The sequence below is a fragment of the Fictibacillus nanhaiensis genome (assembly GCF_023715445.1).
GTDB lineage: Bacteria > Bacillota > Bacilli > Bacillales > Fictibacillaceae > Fictibacillus > Fictibacillus nanhaiensis_D.
This window is the reverse complement of sequence record NZ_JAMBOD010000008.1, coordinates 90011-113393: the sequence shown is the minus strand read 5'-3', so window position 1 is coordinate 113393 and position 23383 is coordinate 90011. Positions and strand designations below refer to the sequence as shown.

Below are 23383 nucleotides of genomic sequence, written 5' to 3'. Positions count from 1 at the left end.
GTGTCAGCCTTTCAAGGAACAAAGATGAACCCGTCAAAGTTTCATAAAAGCCAGCTCAAGTTCTACTTATTTCTCATTCCTTTGGCTGTATTTATGGCTTTGCCGATCGTATATATATTTTTTCACGCCTTTAAACCGATCGATGAACTGTTTGCTTATCCGCCTCGTTTCTTAGTGGATAAACCGACATTGCAAAACTTTGTGGATCTGTTTACGAAAACGAATGATACCGGTGTTCCGATGTCGCGCTTTCTGTTCAACAGCGTCGTGATCACCTTGATCGTTGTCGTGCTTACCGTAATCATCAGCACGATGGCCGGGTACGCGTTATCGAAAAAGAACTTTAAGATGAAAAAAGCGATCTTTGAGATCAATACGCTTGCCTTAATGTTCGTCCCGGCAGCAGTCGCGATCCCGCGTTATCTTTTAATCGATGAACTCGGTCTGATCAATACGTTTCTCGTTCACATACTGCCGCTCTTGGCGATGCCGATCGGCCTGTTTTTAGTAAAGCAGTTCATTGACCAGATCCCGGATGAGCTGTTGGAAGCGGCGAGACTTGACGGCGCTTCAGACTATCAGATCTTTTTAAGAATTATCGTACCTTTAGTAAAGCCGGCGATTGCCACGATCGCGATTTTATCCTTCCAGCTTGTCTGGAACACCATCGAGAGTTCATCACTGTACGTAAACGATGAAGGGTTAAAAACATTCTCGTTCTATATGTCAACGCTGACCTCTCAAGTATCTGGCAATAATGTTGCCGGACAGGGGCTGGCGGCAGCCGCTTCACTCATCATGTTCGTACCAAACTTAATTATTTTCATCATACTGCAGAGCCAGGTCATGAATACGATGGCACACTCAGGCATTAAGTAAGAAGTTAGGAGGGGGGAGAAATGAAGCACTGCGTAAGATTTTTAGCCATATTGTTATTCATACTGGTTCCGGTAGATTCGATTGCTTCTGCTTCTGTCCCTTATAAGACAGAGACATTATCAGCTGATGGCAAAATGATCGAAACACAAACTGCCTATACACCGCTCGGAACTTTGATGCCAGATGCTGAGATCACAAGTCCAGAAGACATCTTTTTCGATGAAAAAGGGAACATCTATGTCGCCGATTCTGGAGCGAAAAAAGTATTTGTAGCAGATAAGACCGGTAAAGTGACGGCTGAGATTGGAGAAGGAACTCTTCAGTCGCCAACGGGTGTTTATGTAGATGAGGAAGGCTCCATTTTTGTGGCGGACTATGAGCACGAAAAGGTGTTCCGTTTTTCTCAAGAAGGAAAACTTGAAGCTGAATTCGGAAAACCTGATTCACCGCTTTTCGGAAAAAGCTCAAGCTACAAACCCCAAAAGGTCACAGTCGACCGGCGGGGCAATATCTTTGTCATAAGTGAGGGCTCGACGAACGGAATCGTTCAGCTCAGTAATGACGGAACGTTCCTCGGCTATTACGGGGTGAACAGTACGGAAGCTTCTTTTAAATCGTTCATCCAGAAGCTCTTTACGTCTGAAGCTCAGAAAGCAAGGATGTTTATGAAGACGCCTCCTGCTCCGGATAATATCGCAATCGATGATCAAGGTTTGATCTATTCGGTAACAGAAGGAACGACGAACGAAGTTATCAAGAAACTGAACGTAGCCGGAAAGAACATGCTCTATCCAGACATTTCGGATGAAACGTCTTTTCAGGATATCGCAGTCGACAGTGACGGCAACATGTTTGTCGTAGCAAGTACGGGTGAGATCCATGAGTATGACAGCTTTGGAAATCTGCTGTTCATATTTGGCGGAAAAGACGATGGCACGAACCGGCTCGGACTTTTTAAACAGCCTGCCGGAATCGCGATCGACCCTGACGGAAGATTGTATGTGACCGATAAAGAGCGCGGATTGATTCAGGTGTTTGAATCCACCGCCTTTTCCAAACAAGTACACGCCGGGATCGCCCTCTTTAAAGAAGGACGATATGTAGAGAGCCAAAAGTACTGGGAATCGGTTCTCGAGCTGAACTCTTCGTTTGGCCTCGCGCATTCGGCAATGGGGTCGGCCTATTACAAGCAGCAAGACTATGGGAGAGCATTGGAAGAATTTCAGTTTGCGAACGACGTGTACGGCTATTCCGATTCTTTCTGGGAAGTCCGCCATGCGTGGATGCAGGAGAACTTAGAAACCGTGTTCTTCCTCATTATCGCGTTCTTTATCCTCTTTTATGGCATCAAGGTATGGGACCGAAAAAGAAAGATTCTGGATGGACCAAGGGAAAGATGGAGAGCGTTTAAAAGCCGTAAACTGCTCGGGGAACTGCTCTTTTTGTTCCAATTCTTCAAGCATCCGATCGACAGCTTCTATTATTTGAAGCGAAAGCAGTATGCATCTGTAACGTCTGCCACGATTCTCTATATCGTGTTGATCATCGAATATATCGTAAGCCGGTTCTATACGGGATTCATCTTTATGCCGTATGGATCTGAGGATGCTAGTTTGCTGGGCGAGCTTCTGAAGCTTCTCGTTCCGCTTTTCCTGTTTGTTATCATTAACTATTTAGTCAGCACGATCAATGACGGTGAAGGACGATTCAAGCATGTCTATATCGGCACGATCTATTCACTTGCACCTTTTATCGTCTTCAGTATACCGATCACACTGATTTCAAACGTGCTTACGTATAATGAAGCATTTGTGTATTTGTTCTCGATCAGAATCATCTATGCGTGGTGCCTGATCATCCTGTTCTTCATGATCAAGGAGATCCACAATTATACGGTTTCAGACACGATCCGAAACATTTTACTGACGCTGTTCGGCATGGTGATCATGCTGCTTGTTGTTTTCATCGTATTTGTATTGATCGATCAAGTGTATGACTTTGTCTATTCCATCATAAAGGAGGTCGTTTTGCGTGTATAAGAAACTTTTGATTGTTCTCACACTGCTGTTGCTGCCGATCACGGCACTGGCGGCGCAGAACGATAAAAAAGAACAGCCTCCTGCCGTGAAGGAAAACGGCCAAAATCTCATGAAATATGATGCGTCTTCATTCACGAAACCTGAAAAAGAGAGTGAGCCGATCCAGCAAGAGATTTCGTTTATAGGATTTGAAAAAGCGGCTGAGAACGAAAATCTCGTTTTGTACGTGAACGAAGAGTCGCTTGCGGTCAAGATTCAAGACAAGAAAACAAAGTATGTGTGGAATTCTGGTCTGGATCATCCTGACAAGTATCGTTTAAACAAAACGTGGGAGCAGATGGCACAGTCCGCAATCACGATCGACTACACGGACAGACGGGGAAAAGTGAAGCAGGAAAGCATCACTTCGAACGATTCCCGTCCAAAAGTGGAGATCACCGAAAACGGTTTTAACGCTAAGGTATATGTAAACCAAGCGAAAATCGAGTTTCAGCTGAATGTTGAGCTTGATGATGATAGTTTAGTTGTTTCGATTCCGCAAGAGTCCCTAAAAGAAAGCAAGTATACGAGACTCATCTCGATGAAAGTCTATCCTTTCTTAGGGGCTGTGAACGAGAACGACGTCAGCGGCTATATGTTTATTCCGGATGGCTCGGGAGCGCTTGTTCGATATGACAAAAGCTCCAAAACAGCAGATGCTCCTTTTATGGGTGCCATCTACGGAACTGACGATGCCTATCAAAAGACGGAGAAACGTGACGAAAAGGTTTCTCCCGTGCAGAAGATTAAGATGCCTGTTTTCGGTGCAGTTCATGGTGTGAAGCAGAACGCCTTTTTAACGGTCGTTGAAGAAGGGCACTCTTACGGCGATATCGTCGCTTACCCTGCTGGTGTTTCAACCGATTTTAACTGGATCTCATCCCAGTTCCATTACAGGCATGAGTACTATCAGCCGACGAGCAAGAAAATGAAAGGGATCAACGTTTTCCAGAAGTCAGCCAATCCTTTCAATATCAAGCTGCGCTATATGTTTCTTCAAAAAGAAAATGCAGACTATGTCGGGATGGCGAGAAGATATCAGGATTATTTAGCGGAAACAAAACAACTCAAGAAACAAAAAGATCAAACAGGTGTCCGGCTTGAGTTTTTAGGCGGAGAGATCAAAGAAGGCCTTTTATGGGATTCCGTTCTTCCAATGACAAAAATCAGCCGTATCCCTGAACTGACCAATGAACTGAAAAATGAAGTAGCGAACATGTTCGTTGTTTATAAAGGCTGGTCAGAAGGCGGATTAACCGGAACGCTGCCGGCAAGATTCCCGGTTGAAGAGAAGCTCGGAAGTAAAGGCGAGGTACAGGACGCCATCGCCGCATTGAAGAAAAACGATGTTCCGATCTATTTCCATACCGATTATACAAAAGCATATGAAGGAGCTTCGGGTTTTTCAGGGAGTAAAGACGTAGCGAAAAAGGCGAGCTCTGAAACGATCTCACATAGCGAGAACGAAAAAACGGTTTTCTATCTTTCGCCTGAAAAAGCGCAAGCGGCCGCGAAAAAAGACGTGGAAGAATACAAAGATTACAACATATCAAACCTTGCTGTTGATACGAGCGGCTATACGCTGTTCTCGGACTACAGCAAAGAGGCTTCTTCATACCGTGACGAAACGATTAAGACATATAAAAAGATGTTTGGCAGCTTAAATACCAAACTTGGAAATGTTGCGTTATACGAACCAAACACGTATTTATGGAACACAGCGGACCGCTATCTGGACATTCCGATGTATTCGTCCAACTACGTGTATGAGACGGATACAGTTCCTTTTATGCAGATCGTATTAAAAGGCTACATGCCTTATTACGCTCCTTTTTCAAATTTTCATTCTGACCCGAAAGACCAGGTGCTCCGTATGATCGAGTATGGTGCATATCCATCTTTCCTATTAACAGACGAGCCGTCACATCTATTGGTAAAAACACCGTCTAAAGATGTCTACACGTCTGAGTTCAAGATCTGGAAAGACGAGATCGTTGACCAGTATAAGAAGGTAAAAGCAAGCCTTGGTGAAGTGGAAGGAGAAAGAATCGAAAGCAGAAATGTACTCCAGACCGGAGTGGTTGAAGTCACGTATTCTAACGGAAAAGCGATCATCGTCAATTACACGGACGAAACGTACACCAGCAACGGGATTGAAGTGGAAGCGAAGAATTTTGCCGTCGTGGAGAAGGGGGAATAGCGGATGAAGAAGTTAAGAAACAAGAACAGCATCACTGGCTTGCTTTTTGTATCGCCGTGGATTATAGGCTTCCTGATCTTTACCGCGTTTCCTCTTCTGTATTCTCTTTATTTAAGCTTTCATGAAGTGAAAATTACAACGAGCGGGATTAAGACGAAATTTATCAAATTCGGAAACTATGAATACGCCTTTGTAGTAGATGGATCGTTTCTTGAAAAAGTGACCACATATCTAGAGGAGATGGTCATTTCTGTTCCGATCATCATCGTCTTTTCCTTGATAATCGCACTGCTCTTAAATCAGAAGATCAAGTTCCGCGGCATGTTCCGGACGATTTTCTTTCTGCCGGTCATCATCGCGAGCGGTCCGGTGATTAAAGAACTTATCGACCAAGGGATCACGACGATTCCCTCTATCGAGCAATATGCCATTTATCAAGCATTAAACGACAACCCAGAGGGATTTTTTAACGGAATCCTGCTGTATTTAATTAAGAATTTGATCGTCATCCTCTGGTATTCAGGGGTGCAGATCCTTATTTTCCTTGCTGCCCTGCAAAAAATGGACAAACAGATCTTTGAGGCCGCAAAGATCGATGGAGCAAGTAACTGGGAGTTTTTCTGGAAGATCACACTTCCAAGCTTAGTGCCGATGATCATTGTTAACTTGATCTACACGATCGTGATGTATTCCATCTTTTCGTTAAATCCGATTATTGATCATATTCAAAAAAACATGTTCAAAGTGAACACAGGTTTCGGTTATGCATCTGCACTATCCTGGATCTACTTCATTATCATCGCGCTCGCACTTGCGATTTCGGTCGGCGTCATGACATTAAAAGGGAAGAAAAATTACACATAGAAAGGAGTGGCGAAGATGCAAACGAAAACACAGCTTGATAAGAATTATGTTAAAACAAAGACCCAGCAGCTTGATAAGTATTATTTTAAAACGAAAAGAATGTTTCTCGGCATGCAAGGCACAGACGGTCTTCTCTACAAAGTTTTGATCTATGGATTGCTTGTTGGGATCGGGTTTGTGTATCTGTACCCGCTCCTTTATATGGGCGTCTACAGTTTTAAAAGCTTAGACGATCTCCTGAATCCGCTTGTGAACTGGATTCCTACTCAGTTTTATACAGGAAACTATGAGCAAGCCAATCAAGTGCTGAACTTTTTCTCGACATTAATGGAAACCCTTTATGTGACCGTTCTGCCAGCTTTGGCACAGACAGCTGTCGCAGCGGTGATCGGCTACGGACTTGCACGTTTTGAATTTAAAGGAAAAAAGATTATCTTTGTCCTGGTGCTGGCGACGTTCATCATTCCGCCGCAAGTGACACTCATCCCTCGTTATATTTTTTTTAATGAGTTGAATATCCTTGGAAGTCTAAAAGCCTTCATGTTTCCTGCGATGTTTGGCCAGGGGCTGAACAGTGCGATCTTTATCTTGATTTTTTATCAGTTTTTTAGAGCCGTTCCAAAAGCGCTGGAAGAAGCAGCACAGTTAGACGGAGCCGGTCACTTCCGTATTTTCCTGACGATCGCACTGCCGATGGCTACGCCAGCGATCATTATTTCATTTTTATTTTCGTTCGTATGGTACTGGAATGAGACGTATTTGGCGGCCATCTATTTTGGGGATGCACTCACCACTTTGCCGCTGCAGCTGCAAAAGTTCGTTGCCACGTATCAGAAGATGTTCCCGGCTGAGATGGGACTTGGCGAGAACCAGTTGAACGAAGGCATCAAGATGGCAGGAACAGTCCTGTCCATACTGCCGCTCTTGATCGTTTATTTTATAACGCAGCGATGGTTTGTTGAAGGTGTTGATCGGTCAGGGATCACTGGGGAGTAATGTGGGTGGTTGATTTCCGCTCCAGGATGCTCGCTTTCCGCGGGGCGTGCGGTGAGCCTCCTCGGCGCTTTGTGCCTTTGGGGTCTCTCCTGTCCCGCTGATCCCGCAGGAGTCTCGCACCTTCCGCTCCAATCAATTTGTCAAAGAAGTTTAAAAGCAGCAATTTTTTGTAAAAACCAAACAAAAAAGAGTAGTGGGTGGTCGATTTCCGCTTCAGGTTGCTCACCTTCCGCGTGGTGGCGGTGAGCTCCTTGAGTTCTGAACTCGTTTTTATGTAAAGAAGAGGTTCTTTGAGCGAAAGAGGAAGATTTTGAGCGAAACGAAAGGTAGTTTGAGCGAAAACAAGAGGATCTTGAGCGTAACTCGGCGTTTTTGAGCGAAACCTCAATGAGTCTGAGCGAACGTGTAAGAAATAAAAGAACACGTACCGTGAAACAACGAGCCGCTACCGCTTTTCGTGCTGTCCGACTGCTTCTAGCTCAAGTCTCGCACCTTGCATTCAATCAACTTGTCTACGAAGTAAATTTACAAAAACTCACTCGAAAAATAGAGAGGGGAATTATGATGGATACGCAAAAACTTTTGGATTTAGAAGCAAAAGGCTGTTTTGATTTTTTTTGGAAAGAAGCGAATACCGATAAGAATAGTCCTGGATATGGGTTGATTCTAGATCAATCAGCAAACAAAAAAGTGGCAAGTATCGCGTCTAACGGGTTTGGATTAACTGCAATCATCATCGGAATCGAGCGCGGCTGGATCACGAAGGAAGAAGGCTACGAGCGTACGAAAGGGACACTTGAGACGTTCCTCAACAATGTGGAACACGCGAGCGGCTTCTTTTACCACTTCTTAAACATGCAAACGGGGAAAAAGAACGAAGAATGGTACGACTGTGCGTCGATCATCGATACGGCGATCTTCTTGTGCGGGGCGGTTACTTCCGCTGAATATTTTGGTGGAGAGATCAAAGAACTCTTTGAAAAAATCTATGCACGCGTGGACTGGAACGTTTATTACGATGAGCCGGTAAACCAGTTTTATATGGGCTACACTCCTGAAAGAGGGGGCTTCCACCATTGGGACATGTATGCAGAACAGATGATGATGTATGTCCTTGGCGTGGCATCTCCAACACATCCGGTTCCTGCGAAGATCTATGAAGGATTTAAGCGCAGTAAAGGCAAGTACAAGGAGTACGAATACATCCATGCGCCAGGAAACGCGCTTTTCGTTCACCAATATTCACATGCGTTCGTTGATTTTAGAGGAATGGTAGACGGTGACGGAATCGACTGGTTTGAGAACTCGGTAAAAGCGTCCTTAGCAAATCGTGCCTTCTGTATAGAAAAATCTGACGAGTTTAAAACCTATCATGAAAACTCATGGGGCTTAACGGCTAGCGCGAGCCCTACCGGTTATCGTGTACCAGGTGCACCTCCTTATTATGAAGGGTGCACACCTGAGTTAGAGGGTACGATCGCCCCAACTGGAGCAGCAGGTTCGATCGTGTTCACACCAGAAGAATCGATTACAGCCATGAAGTATTTTTATGAAAATCATCCAAAGCTTTGGGGAGAATACGGTTTTTGGGATTCATACAACCTTGATGTGAGTCCGCCTTGGTACTCCGATCATGTCATCGGCATCGACAAAGGAATAACGCTGCTGATGATTGAAAACTATCAAACTGGTTTAGTGTGGGAGCTTTTTATGAAAAACAAATATGTGAAACGCGGTGCTGATCTTCTAGGCTGGAAAAAGAAAGAAGAGAGTTCGGTAAAATGATAGAAATAAAAAATAAGCAGATCATCATTGACGGAAAACCGGTATTGATCACATGCGGCGAGATCCATTATTATCGTGTGGATAAAAGTGAATGGCAAGATCGATTGGACAAGCTAAAAGAAACAGGTTGCAACGCCGTGGCGACTTATGTGCCATGGCTTTGGCATGAACCGGTAGAAGGTCAGTTTGATTTTACGGGGAAAACGCGCCCGGAGACAGACCTAGCTGGCTTTATCGATCTTTGTACAGAGAACGGCTTTTATTTCTTCGTTCGTCCAGGGCCGTTCATCATGGCTGAGATGAAAAACGAAGGGCTCCCTTATTGGGTGTACGAGAAACATCCTGAGATCATCCCTGTAGGCTGGGATGGGAAGGAAGCTACAACTCCAACGGTTGATTACCTGGCACCAGGTTTTTTACAAGAAGTTCGCAAGTATTATGAAAAAGTCATGGAAGTGATCACACCGAGACTTCACACGAACGGCGGCAGCATCATCGCCTTTCAGCTCGATAACGAAGTAGGGATGCTGTCATGGGTGAGCAATACACCTGATCTGACGGATAACTTGTTGAACGACTTTTCTCGCTGGTTAGAGGATCAATATGGGGATGACGTTTCAGTGCGCTACCCGTTCTCTTTAGAGGAGAGTCCTGAACGAAACCAGGCATTACGCTCACCAAAGGAAGAATATGCGGCACAGCTTTTAAAAGATCTCGGGTATTACATGCGGAACCGTTTTGCTAAATACATAGCGGTATTGAGGGAATATGCCGAAGAGTTCGGTGTAAAGGATATCCCGTTTGTCGTAAATATTCATGGAACGGGAGGCGGACGTGGGTTAACTTATCCGATTGGCATCAGTCAGCTTTATGAATCGTATACACAAGCACCCGGTTATATCTCCGGTTCTGATATCTATTTTGGTGATCTCAACATGAAGACGTTTCAGGACCTCTATATTATCAATGGACTAATGGAGGCTGTTCATGGCGCGGATCAGCCGTTAACATCTGTTGAGTTCAACTGTGGCGACGGAAACTTTGGCGAAACACTTGGTGAGCGTTACGATCCATCAGCAGCTGACTTTAAACTCCGGATGTGTCTTGCCCAAGGAAACCGTTTGATCAACTATTATTTGTTTGCCGGCGGCCGGAATGCGCGTCTGGACACGCTTGTTGATGATGGGAACGACCGGATCGCCTCAACCGGTGAACGGCATGGATTTGCCGCGCCAATTGGTCCTGAAGGAGATTATAACTATACGTTCCCGCGTATGTCCCGCGTAAATCAAAGTGTGATGGCGGTTGGAGAAAAGCTAGCTACGATGGATGAAGAGCGTGATGGTGTGTCGTTTGCCTTCATCCCGGATTATTATATGACGGAGTACCGATATCCTGGCAGTAAAGCGATGCGTGAGATCCTCTCCAACATCGAAGCGAATCGCGGTGCTGGCGCATGGGAGATCATGGGCCGTGCGATGCTTTTGAACGGATACCGCTTTACAGCTGTTGATGTTCAGAACAAGCCGCTCGTGAAGGACGATACTCCGGTACTGGCATTGCCTTCCGCCCGCTATATGGACGGCGGGATTCAGGAGAAGCTAGTAAACTATCTTCAAGATGGCGGGAAAATCCTTCTGTACGGCGAGGTCCCTCTTTATGATATGGAAGGGAAGGACTGTACGATTCTAGCAGATGCTCTCGGTGTGACTTACAAGAGTTATAGTCGAGGTCATCACCGTCACTATCTCTCAATCTATGGAGACAACTGGGCGGCAGAGCAGCCTGAGATCAGATCTTATTTTGCACAAGGATTTGAAACTGGGGAAGAAGTGACTCCCATTTTGCGGGTGTACGGATCAAATGATGTTTGCGGGTTTGAGTCTGTGGTTGGCAGCGGACGCGCAATCGTTGTGGCTGGCGCATATCGCTGTGATTTGCCGTTCTTTAAAAAAGCGCTTGAGAGATTAGGTGCATCGGTTAAGTTATCACATGACTTCAAGCACCACGGTATCTTTATGACCACCACATCTAATGGGGAAGGCGAGCGGTTTGTGCATTTGTTGAATCTGGATGGATTCGATAAAGAGTTCACGATTACTGATGGTGAAGAGAAGCTGTTTGATGGAAGGAAGATCCTCCTTCAAAGCAAAGACGGTGTTATGCTTCCCATGAATCTATCAATCGGCTCCGTTACGATTAAATATTCAACGGCTGAAATTGTGGCAGTGAATGAAGGAAGTATTGATTTCCGCTTAACACAAGCGGAGGATGTTATCGCTTTTGGTGGTGGAACGAAGATTTTGCCGAGCGATGATTATAAGGTTGAGAAATATGATGAAATGACGCTAGTTAAAAGTAAAAAACACGCGAAAGTGAATGACCAATTACGTGTTTTAGTAGGATAGTTGGGTAAAAAATAACCTTTGAAGCTGGATTAAAGGCTTCCAAGGTTATTTTTATGAATGAAGAATACAAACAAACAATGTCTATGAGTCAAAGTGATGATCCTATGCGCCAAACTGGAGTTTCTATGCACCAAACTGGAGTTTCTATGCGCCAAAGTGGCTACTCAATGCGTCAAACGAGTTTCAATGCACCAAAGTGGTAAGTCTATGCACCAAACCAAGCATTCTATGCACCAACAAAAATTAAAAAGGGGCATGACCTATAAAGTCAGCCCCTCCTCATTATTTTACAAGTCTAAAAGGCAGTCCAGTTACATCGTGGCTGTTTCTTCCCACATAAACCGTAAACTTTCCTGCGTCACTCTTGAATTCCAGGTTCTCGTGATGATAGCGAAGCATCTCTTCTGTAATCTCAAACGTCACGACTTCAGACGCACCAGGCTCAAGTGTAACTTTTTTGTAGCCCTTTAACTCTTTTATCGGACGAACCACATCACCGGCGATATCGCGAATATACAACTGAACAAGTTCTTCGCCGGTTCTGTCGCCTGTGTTCATAACGGTTACAGAAGCAATCAGCTTTCCATCATCTGTTAGCTTCTCACCAGATAATTTTACATCTTCATACTTGAAATCCGAATAGCTCAACCCAAAGCCAAATGGGAAAAGAGGCTCATTTGGAATGTCCAGGTAATGGGACAGGTAACGTTCTTTGTTATCTGGAGTTGGCTGAGGCCGCCCCGTGTTAAAGTGATTATAATAAACAGGCACTTGTCCAACAGAGTATGGGAAAGACATCGATAATCTGCCAGATGGGTTTACATCACCAAACAATAGATCAGCAATCGCTGCTCCACCTTCTGTACCTGGATACCATGCTTCCAATACCGCATCCACATGTTCCACTACTCCATGCAAGTCGAGCGGGCGGCCGTTAAACAGTACCGCAACAGTCGGCTTCCCAAGTTTCTTGATCTCTTGAATTAATCGAAGCTGTGGTTCCGGCAGGCGGATATCTGCACGGCATCCTGCTTCACCGCTCATAAAGGAAGCTTCCCCAAGCGCCAGCACAACCACATCGGCATCTTTCGCTGTATCCACTGCTTCTTTTAACTGTTCAGGTGTGACGGTTTCAACATCACTACCGACAGCTACGGTAAGTAGGGATGGATCTACTAGTTTTGTACGTATTCCAGCATCCACCTTTACAACATCTTCATGAGCACCTTGCCAAGACCATGGTCCCATCAAATCGCCGTTTTGTGCGAACGGGCCGATCAAAGCGATTTTTTGATCGGGTTTTAATGGCAGTACATTTTCATTCTTTAACAGGACACATGATTTGGCTGCAAGATCACGAGTCGTTTGGCGGTGTTCATCACATAAAATCACTTCCGCTGCACGTTCTTCATCCGCTCCACGATAAGGATCTTCAAAAAGTCCCAGTTTCTCTTTGAGCGTTAAGATACGTTCAACCGCCTCATCGACCAGGGACTCCGATAATGCACCGCTCTCTACAAGCTCTTTTACATGGTCGATATAACAAGTTGTCATCATTTCAATATCAACACCAGCAGAAAGAGCTTTTAATGCGGCTTCTTTTTCATCTTCAGCAACACCGTGTGGAAGCTGTTCTTTTACCGCACCCCAGTCGGAGATGATGACACCATTAAAGCCCCACTCATCCCGAAGAAGGTCGCGCATCAGCTTCTTGTTCGCGGTCGCCGGAATACCATCTACCGTGTTAAAAGCAGTCATCACCATCTCACAGCCTTCATCAAGAGCCGCTTTATAAGCAGGCAGATACGATTCACGAAGCTGACGTTCTGACATGTTGACCGTATTGTAATCGCGTCCGCCCTCAGGTGAGCCATAAGCAGCAAAATGCTTCACACAAGCTGCAACGCGGTCAGTATCGTTCTGTAAGTCCTTTCCTTGGAATCCTCGCACGAACGCACGAGCAAACTCGCTGTTCAGGTAAGGATCTTCTCCAGTGGATTCCATAACCCGGCCCCAGCGTGGATCGCGTACTAAATCGACCATTGGAGCAAAGGTGACATGAACCCCGGATACTGAAGCTTCTTTTGCCGCAATCTCAGCACTCTTTTCTGCTAATTCCAAGTCCCAAGAGCAGCCGATCGCAAGCGGCACTGGGAAAATCGTTTTAAAACCATGAACGATATCAGCCATCATTAACAGAGGGATACCCAGACGGTTTTCCTTTAAGTGTGCGTCTTGAATATTTCGTGTTTCTTTCGCTCCAGACCCTCCAAGCACGGAACCCGTATTTCGCACTATTTCATCGGTGATTCCCATTTCCTGCATAGGACCTGTAATAAATCCCTGAGTGGATGAACCTTTAAAAAAAGGAGTGGCTAACTGTACGAGCTGGCCAATCTTTTCATCCAATGTCATTTCATCAATTAAATGTTGTACTTTTTGCTTAAGCATGAATGAAGTACCTCCAGATTTTTGAGAGTTAGTCGTTTAATATGTTATCTCATAACGATGCCATCGAAACGTTTCGATGATTCTATTACTAAAAATTATAAGCGCTTTCATTTTGAGAGTCAACGAAAAATCGAAACGATTCACCATTTTTTAATTAAAATGATAGAGAGGCATCTAAAGCTTGATTAACATAATAAAGGAGGTGGAAGGGGAGTTGATTTACTTTTCGCTCCATATCCCTTCAAAGGCAGAAATGGAAGGCGTAGAACCTAGTTTGTGGGCAATGTTAGAAACCGTAAAGCCTGATGAAAAATAATAAGTAAAAAACCCGGACATTAGCCCGGGTTTTCCTATTTTAATAAATCACTTAATTTCTTATTCCGTTCTTCTCTTTCTTTTTCATCTGCAAGGTCGTATTTTTTCAGAAGATGAAAGACTTCGTTTAAGAACTCCTGATCCGCCTCTTGAGTCAATGAATCACTCACTTTAGCCGCTAAATCATCTGGCATAAAAGAAGACTGGTCCACTAATTTCTGTTTTACATCTTCTAAAGTATGATCAATCGTACATTTTCCCATAGGATCCCACTCCTTAAAAAGGTTTGTTTTATTTATACCACATGTTAACTGCCAGATGCTTTCTTAAGTGATGCTTTGCCCTCGTTTTTGAAAGAATAAGCATACGACATCGCGACAAGCAGCATCACACCTGTTACCACGAACACAATCTCGACAGGGAAGAATCCACCGATAACTCCGCCAACAAGCGGTCCGAGCATGGCACCGATCTGAGTGGCTGTCTGTTGGAGTCCAAAGGCTCGTCCTCTAAATTCGTCTGGTGTGGTTTGAACGACCAAACCATTTAAGGCAGGGAAAACACCACAGAAAAAGATGCCATAGAGAAAGCGTACAGAAGAAAAGCCCCAAACGCCATCAAACCAAGCTTGAGCGATTGTTCCGATTCCCCCGCCCAACAAGCCGATCATTAGAACGGTTTGAAAACCGATCTTATCTGACATCCGTCCCCAATAAGCTGCGAAAATGATACTCGCTATGCCCGGCAAGGAGAACACGATTCCTGCCAAGAGTGCCGTATTATCAGATGAACCGCTGATCTTTAAGATATGAAGTGGAAGGACTGGTTCGATTGTTAAGATGGAAAGAGCAGTGATGATGGATAAGAAAAGCACGTTCATAAAAGGTTTGTTTGCGGCTGCGACCCGTATATCTTTTAATACAGATCCTTTTTCCTTGCTTGGTGTGAATTTTTCTTCGGTTACCCAGAAAATCACGAGCAAAGTAGATAGAAGAGAAAGAAAACCTCCGCTCGCAAACGCCCAGCGGTTTCCGAATAATTCAGCTAATCCGCCACCGAGCAGCGGCCCCATAATCCCGCCCGATGCACCGGCCGATGAGATCATCGCAAGCGCGTAGCCGACATTCTTTTTCGGTGTGTTTGTTCCGATCAGCGCGATTGCTCCTGGAATGTAGCCGGTTAACAATCCTTGTGCAACCCGCAAGGCTAACAGCTCATACGCATTTGTGACGAATGCGGTTAACGTGTAGATAATGAAAAGAAAGACTCCGGCCCGGATAATCATCGGCTTTCTGCCATATCGGTCGGCCATCATGCCCCAATAGGGAGAAGCGATGGCACCTGCAAAAAATGCTGAACTAAAGATGAGACCTGACCAAATTTCGGTGTGGTCATGAACACCTATTTGAAGAAGAAAAAGAGGTAAGAAGGGAACGACCATCGAGTAACTGGCTGAAGTGAAGAAGACGCCGACCCATAACACCCACAAATTTCGCTTCCATATCGCCATAATGCTGACACTTCCTTATGCTGTACTTTAGGAAACTTTTATTATAGTAAACTTGGTTAATTATTAGACAAGTAAATTCAGTTAAGGATTAAAAATATATACTAGAAATAGTAACAAACTAGGGCTGGAAAGGGAAGAAGTATACTCAACACGCATTTCTCATTGACTTCCATTGTTACTAGTTATATCTTGATAATGAATGTTGTAAGCGCTTACTTAAAGAAACGAATGAATAGAGGGGGAAGCTGAATGTCACGTTTTTCTAGCTATTTTTTAATGAACACGGATGATGTCATAGATTATGTAAAAGAGAAGCTTACTATCTTTAAAGAGGATGCTGAGCTTACGTGTAAAGAAATTGGGGACGGCAACTTAAACTATGTTTTCCGAGTGGTGGATCAAAAACACGGAGATACGGTGATCATTAAGCAAGCGGGACACACGGCAAGGATTTCGGATGAATTTAAACTCTCAACGGACCGTATCCGTATTGAATCCAACGTCTTGTTGCTACAGGACAAGTTATCACCTGGATTAGTGCCGACGGTCTACTTGTTTGATGAAGTGATGAGCTGCTGTGCGATGGAGGACCTCTCAGATTACACGATCATGCGAACAGCGCTTATTAATCATGAAACGTTCCCTGCGTTTGCAGACCATATCACAACGTTTATGGTGAACAATCTGCTCCTGACTTCTGATGTGGTGATGGAGCATAAAACGAAAAAACAGCTTGTACAGCAATACATCAACACGGAGCTTTGTGAAATTACTGAAGATCTTGTGTACACGGAGCCCTTTTATGATAACAACAACCGAAACGAACTCACGCCTGGCAACGAAGAGTGGATTCAGTCTACCATTTATGACGATGAAGAATTAAAATTAGAGACGGCAAAGCTGAAGTTCAGTTTCATGAACAACGCTCAAGCGCTGCTTCACGGCGATCTTCATACAGGATCTATTTTTATAACAAAAGAGAGTACAAAAGTGATTGATCCTGAGTTTGCGTTTTACGGACCGATGGGATATGACATAGGGAATGTGATTGCGAACCTTTTCTTTGCATGGGTGAACGGCAACGCACATGGAAATGAAGATTTTACTGCATGGATCGAAAAAACGATTGAAGACGTCGTTGATCAATTTAAAGAAAAATTTTTATTCAAATGGGATCAAGAAGTGACGGAACTAACTGCAAAACAGGCATGTTTTAAAGAGTGGTATCTGGGTGAGGTGCTTGCTGATACAGCGGCAGTCACGGGACTGGAGTTAGCCCGGAGAATCATTGGACTCGCGAAGGTTAAGGATATCACATCCATTACAGATTCAGATAAATGTATCGAAGCCGAACGTATTTGTTTAACAGCAGCGATCCGTTTCATTAAGCAGCGTTCTAAATTTACAGAAGGCAAAGATTTTGTGGCTATGTTTAAAGAAGCGGAAAAAATGGTGAAAGGCTTAAAGGTGATATAAATGTCACATCAACTAATACCGATTCAGTGGAAAGATGATGCGTTGGTTTTGCTAGACCAGACCACGCTTCCAAATGAAGTGAGATATGATTCCTATACAACGATCGAAAGCGTTTGGGACGCGATCGTAACGATGAAAGTGCGCGGTGCGCCAGCGATTGGCGTGTCTGCGGCTTACGGTCTTTACATGGGTGTGAAGGATGCACCTGAGGATTCTTTTGAAGCATTTTTCTCTTATTTAAAAGAGAAGTCTGATTATCTAGCTACTTCAAGACCTACAGCTGTCAACCTTTTCTGGGCATTAGAGCGGATGGAGGAAAAGGCGAAATCATGGGCTGGGTCAGTGGTTGAAGTTAAGGAAGCTTTACTCCAAGAAGCCATTGCTATTCATAAAGAAGACGAAGCGATCAACCGTATGATCGGTGAAAACCTTTTAACGTTATTGTCAGACGGAATGGGGATCTTAACACACTGCAACGCAGGAGCTCTTGCGACAACCAAGTACGGAACAGCAACATCTCCTATGTATCTTGCAAAAGAAAAAGGCTGGGACATTAAAGTTTACGCAGACGAAACAAGACCGCGTCTGCAAGGTTCAACACTAACAGCACTTGAGCTTCAGCGTGCTGGAATTGATGTTACGGTTATCACCGACAACATGGCAGCGATGGTTATGTCGCAAGGGAAAGTTCAAGCGGTTATCGTAGGCTGTGACCGAGTGGCGGCAAACGGTGATGTAGCAAACAAGATTGGTACGATGGGTGTCGCCATTTTGGCGAAAAACTTCGGAATACCGTTTTATGTAGCAGCGCCAACACCAACAATCGACCTTAGAACGCCAACAGGAAAAGAGATTCCGATTGAAGAGCGGGAAGAGGAAGAAGTGACGAACCGATTCGGCGTATACACAGCACCAAAAGGCGTAAAAGTGTACAACCCTGCATTTGATGTAACGCGAAACGAATTCGTTACAGCGATTGTTACGGAAAAAGGAATCGTTGAAGCACCATTTGATGAAAATCTGCAAAAACTGTTTAAAGGAGCACCAGATGTTATTACAAAATGAGCGTGAACAAGTCGTACATTTCTGCCAGCAAATGATTAAATGCGGGCTGACAAAAGGAACGGGCGGAAACATCAGTATCTTCAACCGTGAGAAACAGCTGATTGCTATCAGTCCAAGCGGCATTAATTATGATCAGATGACTGCTGAAGATGTAGTTGTTGTGAATCTGAACGGCGAGATGGTGGATGGATATTTGAATCCGTCAAGTGAGCTGTCAATGCATTCGATCTTTTATAAAAGAAGAGACGACATCAATGCGGTCGTTCACACACATTCGCCATTCGCGACGACCATTTCGTCATTACGCTGGGATCTTCCAGCCGTTTCGTATCTTGTCGCACATGCTGGAAAAAATGTTCGCTGTGCAGAGTATGCTAGTTTTGGAACGGAAGAATTGGCGGAGAATGCATTCCACGCGATGGAAGACCGTAAAGCGGTGCTGCTCGCTAATCACGGTTTTTTATCAGGCGCGAACAACATCGCAACTGCCTTTACGATTGCTGAAGAAATCGAGTTTTGCTGTGAAATCTTTTACCGAACGAAATGTATCGGCGAACCGGTTATTTTAGATGATGAAGAAATGGAACTCATGACTGAAAAGTTCAAAGTTTACGGGCAAAAATAAGACCGAAACCACATCAGAAATGGTGTGGTTTTTAAACATTTGTTTAACTTTAAAAACGAGAGTCAAGATGGACATTTTGGTATAATAGAAGAAAGGAGGTGAGTAAGAATGAGCGAGAAAGAAATGCTAGAGAAAATTTTGCAAATCACTCAGCAAACACAGCAAAGTATTCAAGAAATAAGAGAAAATCTAGCAGAAATTAACGAAAGTAAAACAAAAGTTAATAACCTCGAAGAAAGGATAAAAAACATTGAAGATAATATGGCTCGCCAAAAAGATTTAATGTATTACACCCTTAAGATTGCTGAACATGACCGTGAAATCTTCGGATTAAAGCAGAATTAACCTCATGTGTAACCTTCAAGAATTATCCTCACACCGGGTTTAAACAAACAATCCTATATTTTTAAGTAAAACCCGGGAGAAATTCCGGGTTTTATTCCTTATGACAATTTCCACTGAACAATTAAAAATGATGCAATAAATCCCACTACGAACGAAACGATTCCCACTCTTTTTCTTTTACTCACTTTTTTACTCCTCTTATTCCAATCAGTCTGTTCATACATATGCTACCATTACACTATCATCCAAATAAAGATTAATGTTACCCTAAAAAGGAAATATAGGTAGTGGAGGTGTAGTTAAACATGCGTTTAAAATGTAAAAAAGTAATCAGCCTCGTGCATCACGATTTCGAGGATCTCGAGTTATGGTATCCGATTCTTCGGTTGCGTGAAGAAGGCGCGATTGTAGAACTTGCCGGTGAAAAGGCAGGAGAAACGTACATCGGAAAATATGGTGTTCCTGCTGAAGCGGATTTTGCATTTGGTGATGTAAATGCTTCTGATTATGATGCGATCTTAGTTCCAGGCGGGTGGGCGCCGGACAAGCTACGCCGTTTTCCAGAGGTTCTTGAAATGGTGCAGCACATGGAACAAGAGAAGAAGCCAATCGGTCAAATTTGTCATGCCGGCTGGGTGTTGGTCTCTGCCAAAGTGTTAAATGGGAAAAAAGTAACGAGCACACCTGGGATCAAAGATGACATGGAGAATGCAGGTGCTGAGTGGATCGATGAGCCAGTCGTAGTAGACGGCCACCTCGTTTCCAGCCGCCGTCCGCCGGATCTGCCGGATTATATGAGAGAATTTATCGAAGTTTTAAATCAGAAATAAAGAAACCAAAACGAAAACTGACTTATTAGTGGCGTCACAGTATGACGCGGCTAGGAGTCAGTTTTTTTATAGATTAAAAAAAGTATTGAAAAATCAGAATATTTTGTATACATTTAACATGTAGACTGTCGACAGGCGACATAAATACTTCCAAAATCCAATGGTCTGCACAAAATCCCCTCCACCAAGAAAGCATCCTTCAATCTCATCTCAACTAATTTTATTTAAAAAAACAGATTCACATATTCCTTATTAACAACAGATAGGAGACTGATCTTCAAATGAATCAGGGAATGCTGCAAAAAGCGATACCTTATTATGAACAAGTGCAACAAACCATTAAAGAGCGAATCTTCAGTGGGATATATGAACCGGGTGATCGTTTATATGAGGTGCAGATTGCTAGAGAATTTGCTATCAGCCGCAGTCCGGTTAGGGAAGCCATTAGAGCGTTAATTAATGAAGGCTTATTGATAATGGATGATAAGTCTCAAATCTCGGTTTATGAACCTTCTTTAAAAGATGTATACGAAATCTACGAATGCCGCGTATCCCTTGAATCTACTGCGGTTGCTTTAGTGGCGCAAAAAGCTGATGAAAATCAAATTTTACAACTCGAGAAAACATTATCTGAATCTGCCACTGCTATTAAAAATGGCGAGAAGGAAGAGATGGCATGTTTAAACGCAAAATTTCATGAGCTCATTATTGATTTTAGTGACAATATGAGGCTGAAAAAGCTTGTAAATGAACTTAAATCACTTACAAACTATTATCGATTTTTAAACTTGGAAGGAGAGGATCGACCAAACGTTATATATAGGGGACACTTTGAAATCTATCAAGCGATTAAAGAAAGAAATCCTGAAAAAGCATCTCAGAAATTAAAAGAACATACGCATGATGACCTTGAAAATTTGGTAAACCTATTAAACCATAAAAGGGAGAGATAATCTTGCGAGTCGTTCATGTTAAAGAACTGACGGAAACTGTTGCAAAGCTTTGCTGGGAGGCGTGTTATTATTTGCCGGATGATGTATTAAATGGTTTTAAGAAAGCAGAACGAACAGAAGCATCTCCGATCGGAAGGTCCATTTTGCAGCAGTTAGTGGAGAATGCAGAAGAAGCGAAAGCGAACCATATGCCTTATTGCCACGACACGGGAATGGCAGTTGTTTTTGTGGAATTGGGTCAAGACGTACATGTTACGGGAGGCGACCTAATGGACTCTATTCAGGAAGGAGTGCGTACCGGATATCGAGAGGGCTACCTTCGAAAATCGGTTGTCGGTGATCCGCTTTTACGTATTAATACGAATGATAACACACCAGCAGTTGTACATATGGATATCGTACCTGGCGATTCTGTGAAAATCACTGTGCTGCCTAAAGGTGGAGGAAGTGAAAACATGAGTGCTATGAAGTTCTTGCTGCCGGGAGAAGGCGCTGATGGTGTTAAAAACTTCGTCTTACAAACGATTAAGGAAGCAGGAGGGAAGGCATGCCCGCCAATCGTAGTTGGTGTCGGAATTGGTGGTAGTTTTGATAAAGTAACATCACTAGCGAAACATGCTGTTTTAAGGGAAATTGGTGTGCATCATCCAGATCCGCATATCGCTGAATTGGAAAAAGAGCTTTTAGAAGAAATCAATCATACAGGAATTGGGCCACAGGGACTTGGTGGAACGAACACAGCTATGTGGGTTCCTATTGAAACATTCGCATGCCATATTACAGCGCTTCCGGTTGCTGTAAATATCCAATGTCATGCTGCTCGAAAAAAAACGGCAGTGATTTGAGGAGGAAGTAAAAAATGGCAGAATATCGACTAAAGACTCCGTTATCTGATGAAGACATTCTGAATCTGAAAGTTGGTGACAGTGTACTTCTAACAGGCAGGATTTATATGGCCAGAGATGCTGCCCATAAACGAATGGTAGAGCTTCTTGAAAAAAAAGAGTCTTTACCTGTGGACTTAAAAAGCGAAATTATTTTCTATGCAGGTCCATGTCCTCCAAAGCCTGGTCAGATCATAGGTCCTGTAGCTCCAACAACTGCATTTAGAATGGATCCATATGCGCCTGCTATGTACAAATATGGTGTAAAAGGAACGATTGGAAAAGGGCCAAGAAGGCAGATGGTGAAAGATGCTTGTAAAGAGTACAATGCAATTTCATTTGCAGCCATCGGCGGGTTGTCTACTATTTTAAGCCGAAAAGTAAAGTCCGAAGAAGTCGTAGCATATGAAGATCTTGGTCCTGAGGCGATCAGAAAGTTAGAGGTAGAAGACTTTCCCGTCTTAGTGGCATATGATGCACATGGACAAGATCTGTATGAACAAGAAATTGCGAAATACGAAAACTATAATAAACAATCCAAAGAAGGAGCTGTAAATTATGAAAACGTATGATATCGCAGTAATACCGGGAGATGGAATCGGAAAGGAAGTCGTTCCTGTATCATTAAAAGTTTTGGATACGATCGCTGAAATTCATGGTGGTTTGAAGTTCAACTATACGGAGTTTCCCTGGAGCTGTGATTATTACTTAGAGCATGGCAAAATGATGCCTGAAGATGGTATTCAAACACTTAGTAATTTTAATGGGATATTCCTCGGTGCCATTGGAAATCCAAATGTTGTTGCTGATCATATCTCATTATGGGGACTTTTAATAAAAATTAGAAGATCGTTTGAGCAATCCATTAATATAAGACCAGCCAAGTACTTTAAAGGTTTACGGTCACCTTTAGTGAACCCAAACGATTTTGATTTAATTGTAGTCAGGGAAAACAGTGAAGGAGAATACAGTGAGGTTGGAGGAAGAATTCATAGAGGAGAAGATGAAATCGCGATCCAAAATGCTGTATTTACTAAAAAGGGAACAGAGCGGGCAATGAAATACGCATTTGAATTAGCCCGGCAGCGCAGAGGACATGTAACATCTGCGACAAAATCTAATGGAATCTTTCATTCGATGCCGTTTTGGGATGATGTATTTAATGAAACAAAACAACAGTATTCCGATGTTCGAACTTCATCTTATCATATAGATGCTTTAGCAGCTTTTTTTGTCACCCGTCCTGAAATCTTTGATGTTATCGTGGCAAGCAATTTATTTGGCGACATACTCACGGATATTGGCGGGGCTATTATGGGAAGCATTGGTATTGCACCAGCGGCAAACATTAATCTGAACGGTAAATACCCATCGATGTTTGAACCTGTTCATGGGTCTGCACCAGATATTTATGGCCAAGGAATTGCGAATCCAATCGGACAAATATGGACAGCGAAAATGATGCTCGATCATTTTGGGGAAGCAGAGCTTGGCAAAAAACTGCTCGATGTCGTAGAAGATGTAACTAATGAAGGATTCAAAACTCCTGATATCGGCGGGAAGTCATCAACAATAGAAGTGGCTGATGAAATTTGCAGCCGATTACAAAAAACATATTCTCATTCATAAGATAAAACGGGTTCTGTTTTCGATGATGATCGAATTGGAACCCGTTTTTTTATCATTAACAACAAAAAAGGACTGAACCTATTTTAGGTC

19 protein-coding genes are annotated in these 23383 nt (G+C 43.4%); 16 read left to right on the top strand and 3 right to left on the bottom strand.

The genetic code is table 11. The features are described 5' to 3' along the window. From M3196_RS17940 to M3196_RS17910, 7 genes are all read left to right on the top strand, one after another. Positions 1–879, top strand: coding sequence for a carbohydrate ABC transporter permease (locus M3196_RS17940; protein ID WP_251323715.1), 879 nt, complete (start codon positions 1–3; stop codon positions 877–879). 20 nt (positions 880–899) lie between these two features. Then, complete coding sequence (locus tag M3196_RS17935; protein WP_251323714.1) at positions 900–2918, top strand: YIP1 family protein; 2019 nt, start codon at positions 900–902, stop codon at positions 2916–2918. Further along, the gene (locus tag M3196_RS17930) at positions 2911–5157 is read left to right on the top strand and encodes a DUF5696 domain-containing protein (RefSeq protein ID WP_251323713.1); all 2247 of its coding nucleotides are present in this window, start codon (positions 2911–2913) and stop codon (positions 5155–5157) included. The genes M3196_RS17935 and M3196_RS17930 overlap by 8 nt, the downstream gene beginning before the upstream one ends. 3 nt (positions 5158–5160) lie before the next feature. Beyond that, positions 5161–6021 carry a carbohydrate ABC transporter permease gene (locus M3196_RS17925; protein ID WP_251323712.1) on the top strand — a complete coding sequence of 287 codons (861 nt, stop codon included), beginning with the start codon at positions 5161–5163 and terminating at the stop codon, positions 6019–6021. 15 nt (positions 6022–6036) lie between these two features. Beyond that, on the top strand, positions 6037–7017 hold the full coding sequence (locus M3196_RS17920; RefSeq protein ID WP_251323711.1) for a carbohydrate ABC transporter permease: 981 nt from the start codon (positions 6037–6039) through the stop codon (positions 7015–7017). Positions 7018–7578: 561 nt separating this feature from the next. After that, positions 7579–8802 carry a glucoamylase family protein gene (locus M3196_RS17915; RefSeq protein ID WP_251323710.1) on the top strand — a complete coding sequence of 408 codons (1224 nt, stop codon included), beginning with the start codon at positions 7579–7581 and terminating at the stop codon, positions 8800–8802. Then, entirely contained in the window at positions 8799–11210 is a 2412-nt protein-coding gene (locus M3196_RS17910; RefSeq protein ID WP_251323709.1) for a beta-galactosidase, read from the top strand. Before M3196_RS17915 ends, M3196_RS17910 begins: the two co-directional genes overlap by 4 nt. 282 nt (positions 11211–11492) lie before the next feature. Here the strand turns inward: M3196_RS17910 and M3196_RS17905 are convergent, their stop codons facing one another. From M3196_RS17905 to M3196_RS17895, 3 genes are all read right to left on the bottom strand, one after another. Next, entirely contained in the window at positions 11493–13661 is a 2169-nt protein-coding gene (locus tag M3196_RS17905; RefSeq protein ID WP_251323708.1) for a glycoside hydrolase family 3 N-terminal domain-containing protein, read from the bottom strand. A 350-nt stretch (positions 13662–14011) separates the two neighbouring features. Further along, positions 14012–14239, bottom strand: a complete 228-nt coding sequence (locus M3196_RS17900) for a group-specific protein (protein WP_251323707.1) — start codon at positions 14237–14239, stop codon at positions 14012–14014. A gap of 44 nt (positions 14240–14283) precedes the next feature. Next, positions 14284–15486 (bottom strand): MFS transporter, encoded by a 1203-nt coding sequence (locus M3196_RS17895; protein WP_251323706.1) that lies wholly within the window; start codon positions 15484–15486, stop codon positions 14284–14286. Between the two features lie 249 nt (positions 15487–15735). Between M3196_RS17895 and mtnK the strand changes: the two genes are divergently transcribed. The 9 genes from mtnK (at position 15736) to M3196_RS17850 (ending at position 23293) form a co-directional block, all read left to right on the top strand. Further along, on the top strand, positions 15736–16962 hold the full coding sequence (gene mtnK, locus M3196_RS17890) for an S-methyl-5-thioribose kinase (RefSeq protein ID WP_251323705.1): 1227 nt from the start codon (positions 15736–15738) through the stop codon (positions 16960–16962). Next, complete coding sequence (gene mtnA, locus M3196_RS17885) at positions 16963–18027, top strand: S-methyl-5-thioribose-1-phosphate isomerase (protein WP_251323704.1); 1065 nt, start codon at positions 16963–16965, stop codon at positions 18025–18027. It begins immediately after the preceding gene. Continuing rightward, positions 18011–18652, top strand: a complete 642-nt coding sequence (locus M3196_RS17880) for an L-fuculose-phosphate aldolase (RefSeq protein WP_251323703.1) — start codon at positions 18011–18013, stop codon at positions 18650–18652. Before mtnA ends, M3196_RS17880 begins: the two co-directional genes overlap by 17 nt. Before the next feature lie 108 nt (positions 18653–18760). Further along, positions 18761–18997, top strand: coding sequence for a hypothetical protein (locus M3196_RS17875; protein WP_251323702.1), 237 nt, complete (start codon positions 18761–18763; stop codon positions 18995–18997). Positions 18998–19302: 305 nt separating this feature from the next. After that, positions 19303–19827 carry a type 1 glutamine amidotransferase domain-containing protein gene (locus tag M3196_RS17870; RefSeq protein ID WP_251323701.1) on the top strand — a complete coding sequence of 175 codons (525 nt, stop codon included), beginning with the start codon at positions 19303–19305 and terminating at the stop codon, positions 19825–19827. A 281-nt stretch (positions 19828–20108) separates the two neighbouring features. Further along, a complete protein-coding gene (locus tag M3196_RS17865; RefSeq protein ID WP_251323700.1) occupies positions 20109–20780 on the top strand; it encodes a GntR family transcriptional regulator in 672 nt (223 codons plus the stop codon). A gap of 2 nt (positions 20781–20782) precedes the next feature. Beyond that, on the top strand, positions 20783–21625 hold the full coding sequence (locus M3196_RS17860; RefSeq protein WP_251323699.1) for a fumarate hydratase: 843 nt from the start codon (positions 20783–20785) through the stop codon (positions 21623–21625). Between the two features lie 14 nt (positions 21626–21639). Beyond that, positions 21640–22236: a FumA C-terminus/TtdB family hydratase beta subunit gene (locus M3196_RS17855; RefSeq protein WP_251323698.1), complete on the top strand. Its 597-nt coding sequence runs from the start codon at positions 21640–21642 to the stop codon at positions 22234–22236. Next, positions 22223–23293, top strand: coding sequence for a tartrate dehydrogenase (locus M3196_RS17850; protein WP_251323697.1), 1071 nt, complete (start codon positions 22223–22225; stop codon positions 23291–23293). The genes M3196_RS17855 and M3196_RS17850 overlap by 14 nt, the downstream gene beginning before the upstream one ends. Positions 23294–23383: the final 90 nt, after the last annotated feature.

Excerpts from the sequence above, each read along its gene's own strand:
- M3196_RS17935 (WP_251323714.1), top strand. The coding sequence starts at position 900 with ATGAAGCACTGCGTAAGATTTTTAGCCATATTGTTATTCATACTGGTT.
- M3196_RS17925 (WP_251323712.1), top strand. The coding sequence starts at position 5,161 with ATGAAGAAGTTAAGAAACAAGAACAGCATCACTGGCTTGCTTTTTGTA.
- M3196_RS17920 (WP_251323711.1), top strand. The coding sequence starts at position 6,037 with ATGCAAACGAAAACACAGCTTGATAAGAATTATGTTAAAACAAAGACC.
- M3196_RS17915 (WP_251323710.1), top strand. The coding sequence starts at position 7,579 with ATGATGGATACGCAAAAACTTTTGGATTTAGAAGCAAAAGGCTGTTTT.
- M3196_RS17910 (WP_251323709.1), top strand. The coding sequence starts at position 8,799 with ATGATAGAAATAAAAAATAAGCAGATCATCATTGACGGAAAACCGGTA.
- M3196_RS17905 (WP_251323708.1), bottom strand. The coding sequence starts at position 13,661 with ATGCTTAAGCAAAAAGTACAACATTTAATTGATGAAATGACATTGGAT.
- M3196_RS17900 (WP_251323707.1), bottom strand. The coding sequence starts at position 14,239 with ATGGGAAAATGTACGATTGATCATACTTTAGAAGATGTAAAACAGAAA.
- M3196_RS17895 (WP_251323706.1), bottom strand. The coding sequence starts at position 15,486 with ATGGCGATATGGAAGCGAAATTTGTGGGTGTTATGGGTCGGCGTCTTC.
- mtnK (WP_251323705.1), top strand. The coding sequence starts at position 15,736 with ATGTCACGTTTTTCTAGCTATTTTTTAATGAACACGGATGATGTCATA.
- mtnA (WP_251323704.1), top strand. The coding sequence starts at position 16,963 with ATGTCACATCAACTAATACCGATTCAGTGGAAAGATGATGCGTTGGTT.
- M3196_RS17880 (WP_251323703.1), top strand. The coding sequence starts at position 18,011 with ATGTTATTACAAAATGAGCGTGAACAAGTCGTACATTTCTGCCAGCAA.
- M3196_RS17875 (WP_251323702.1), top strand. The coding sequence starts at position 18,761 with ATGAGCGAGAAAGAAATGCTAGAGAAAATTTTGCAAATCACTCAGCAA.
- M3196_RS17870 (WP_251323701.1), top strand. The coding sequence starts at position 19,303 with ATGCGTTTAAAATGTAAAAAAGTAATCAGCCTCGTGCATCACGATTTC.
- M3196_RS17865 (WP_251323700.1), top strand. The coding sequence starts at position 20,109 with ATGAATCAGGGAATGCTGCAAAAAGCGATACCTTATTATGAACAAGTG.
- M3196_RS17855 (WP_251323698.1), top strand. The coding sequence starts at position 21,640 with ATGGCAGAATATCGACTAAAGACTCCGTTATCTGATGAAGACATTCTG.
- M3196_RS17850 (WP_251323697.1), top strand. The coding sequence starts at position 22,223 with ATGAAAACGTATGATATCGCAGTAATACCGGGAGATGGAATCGGAAAG.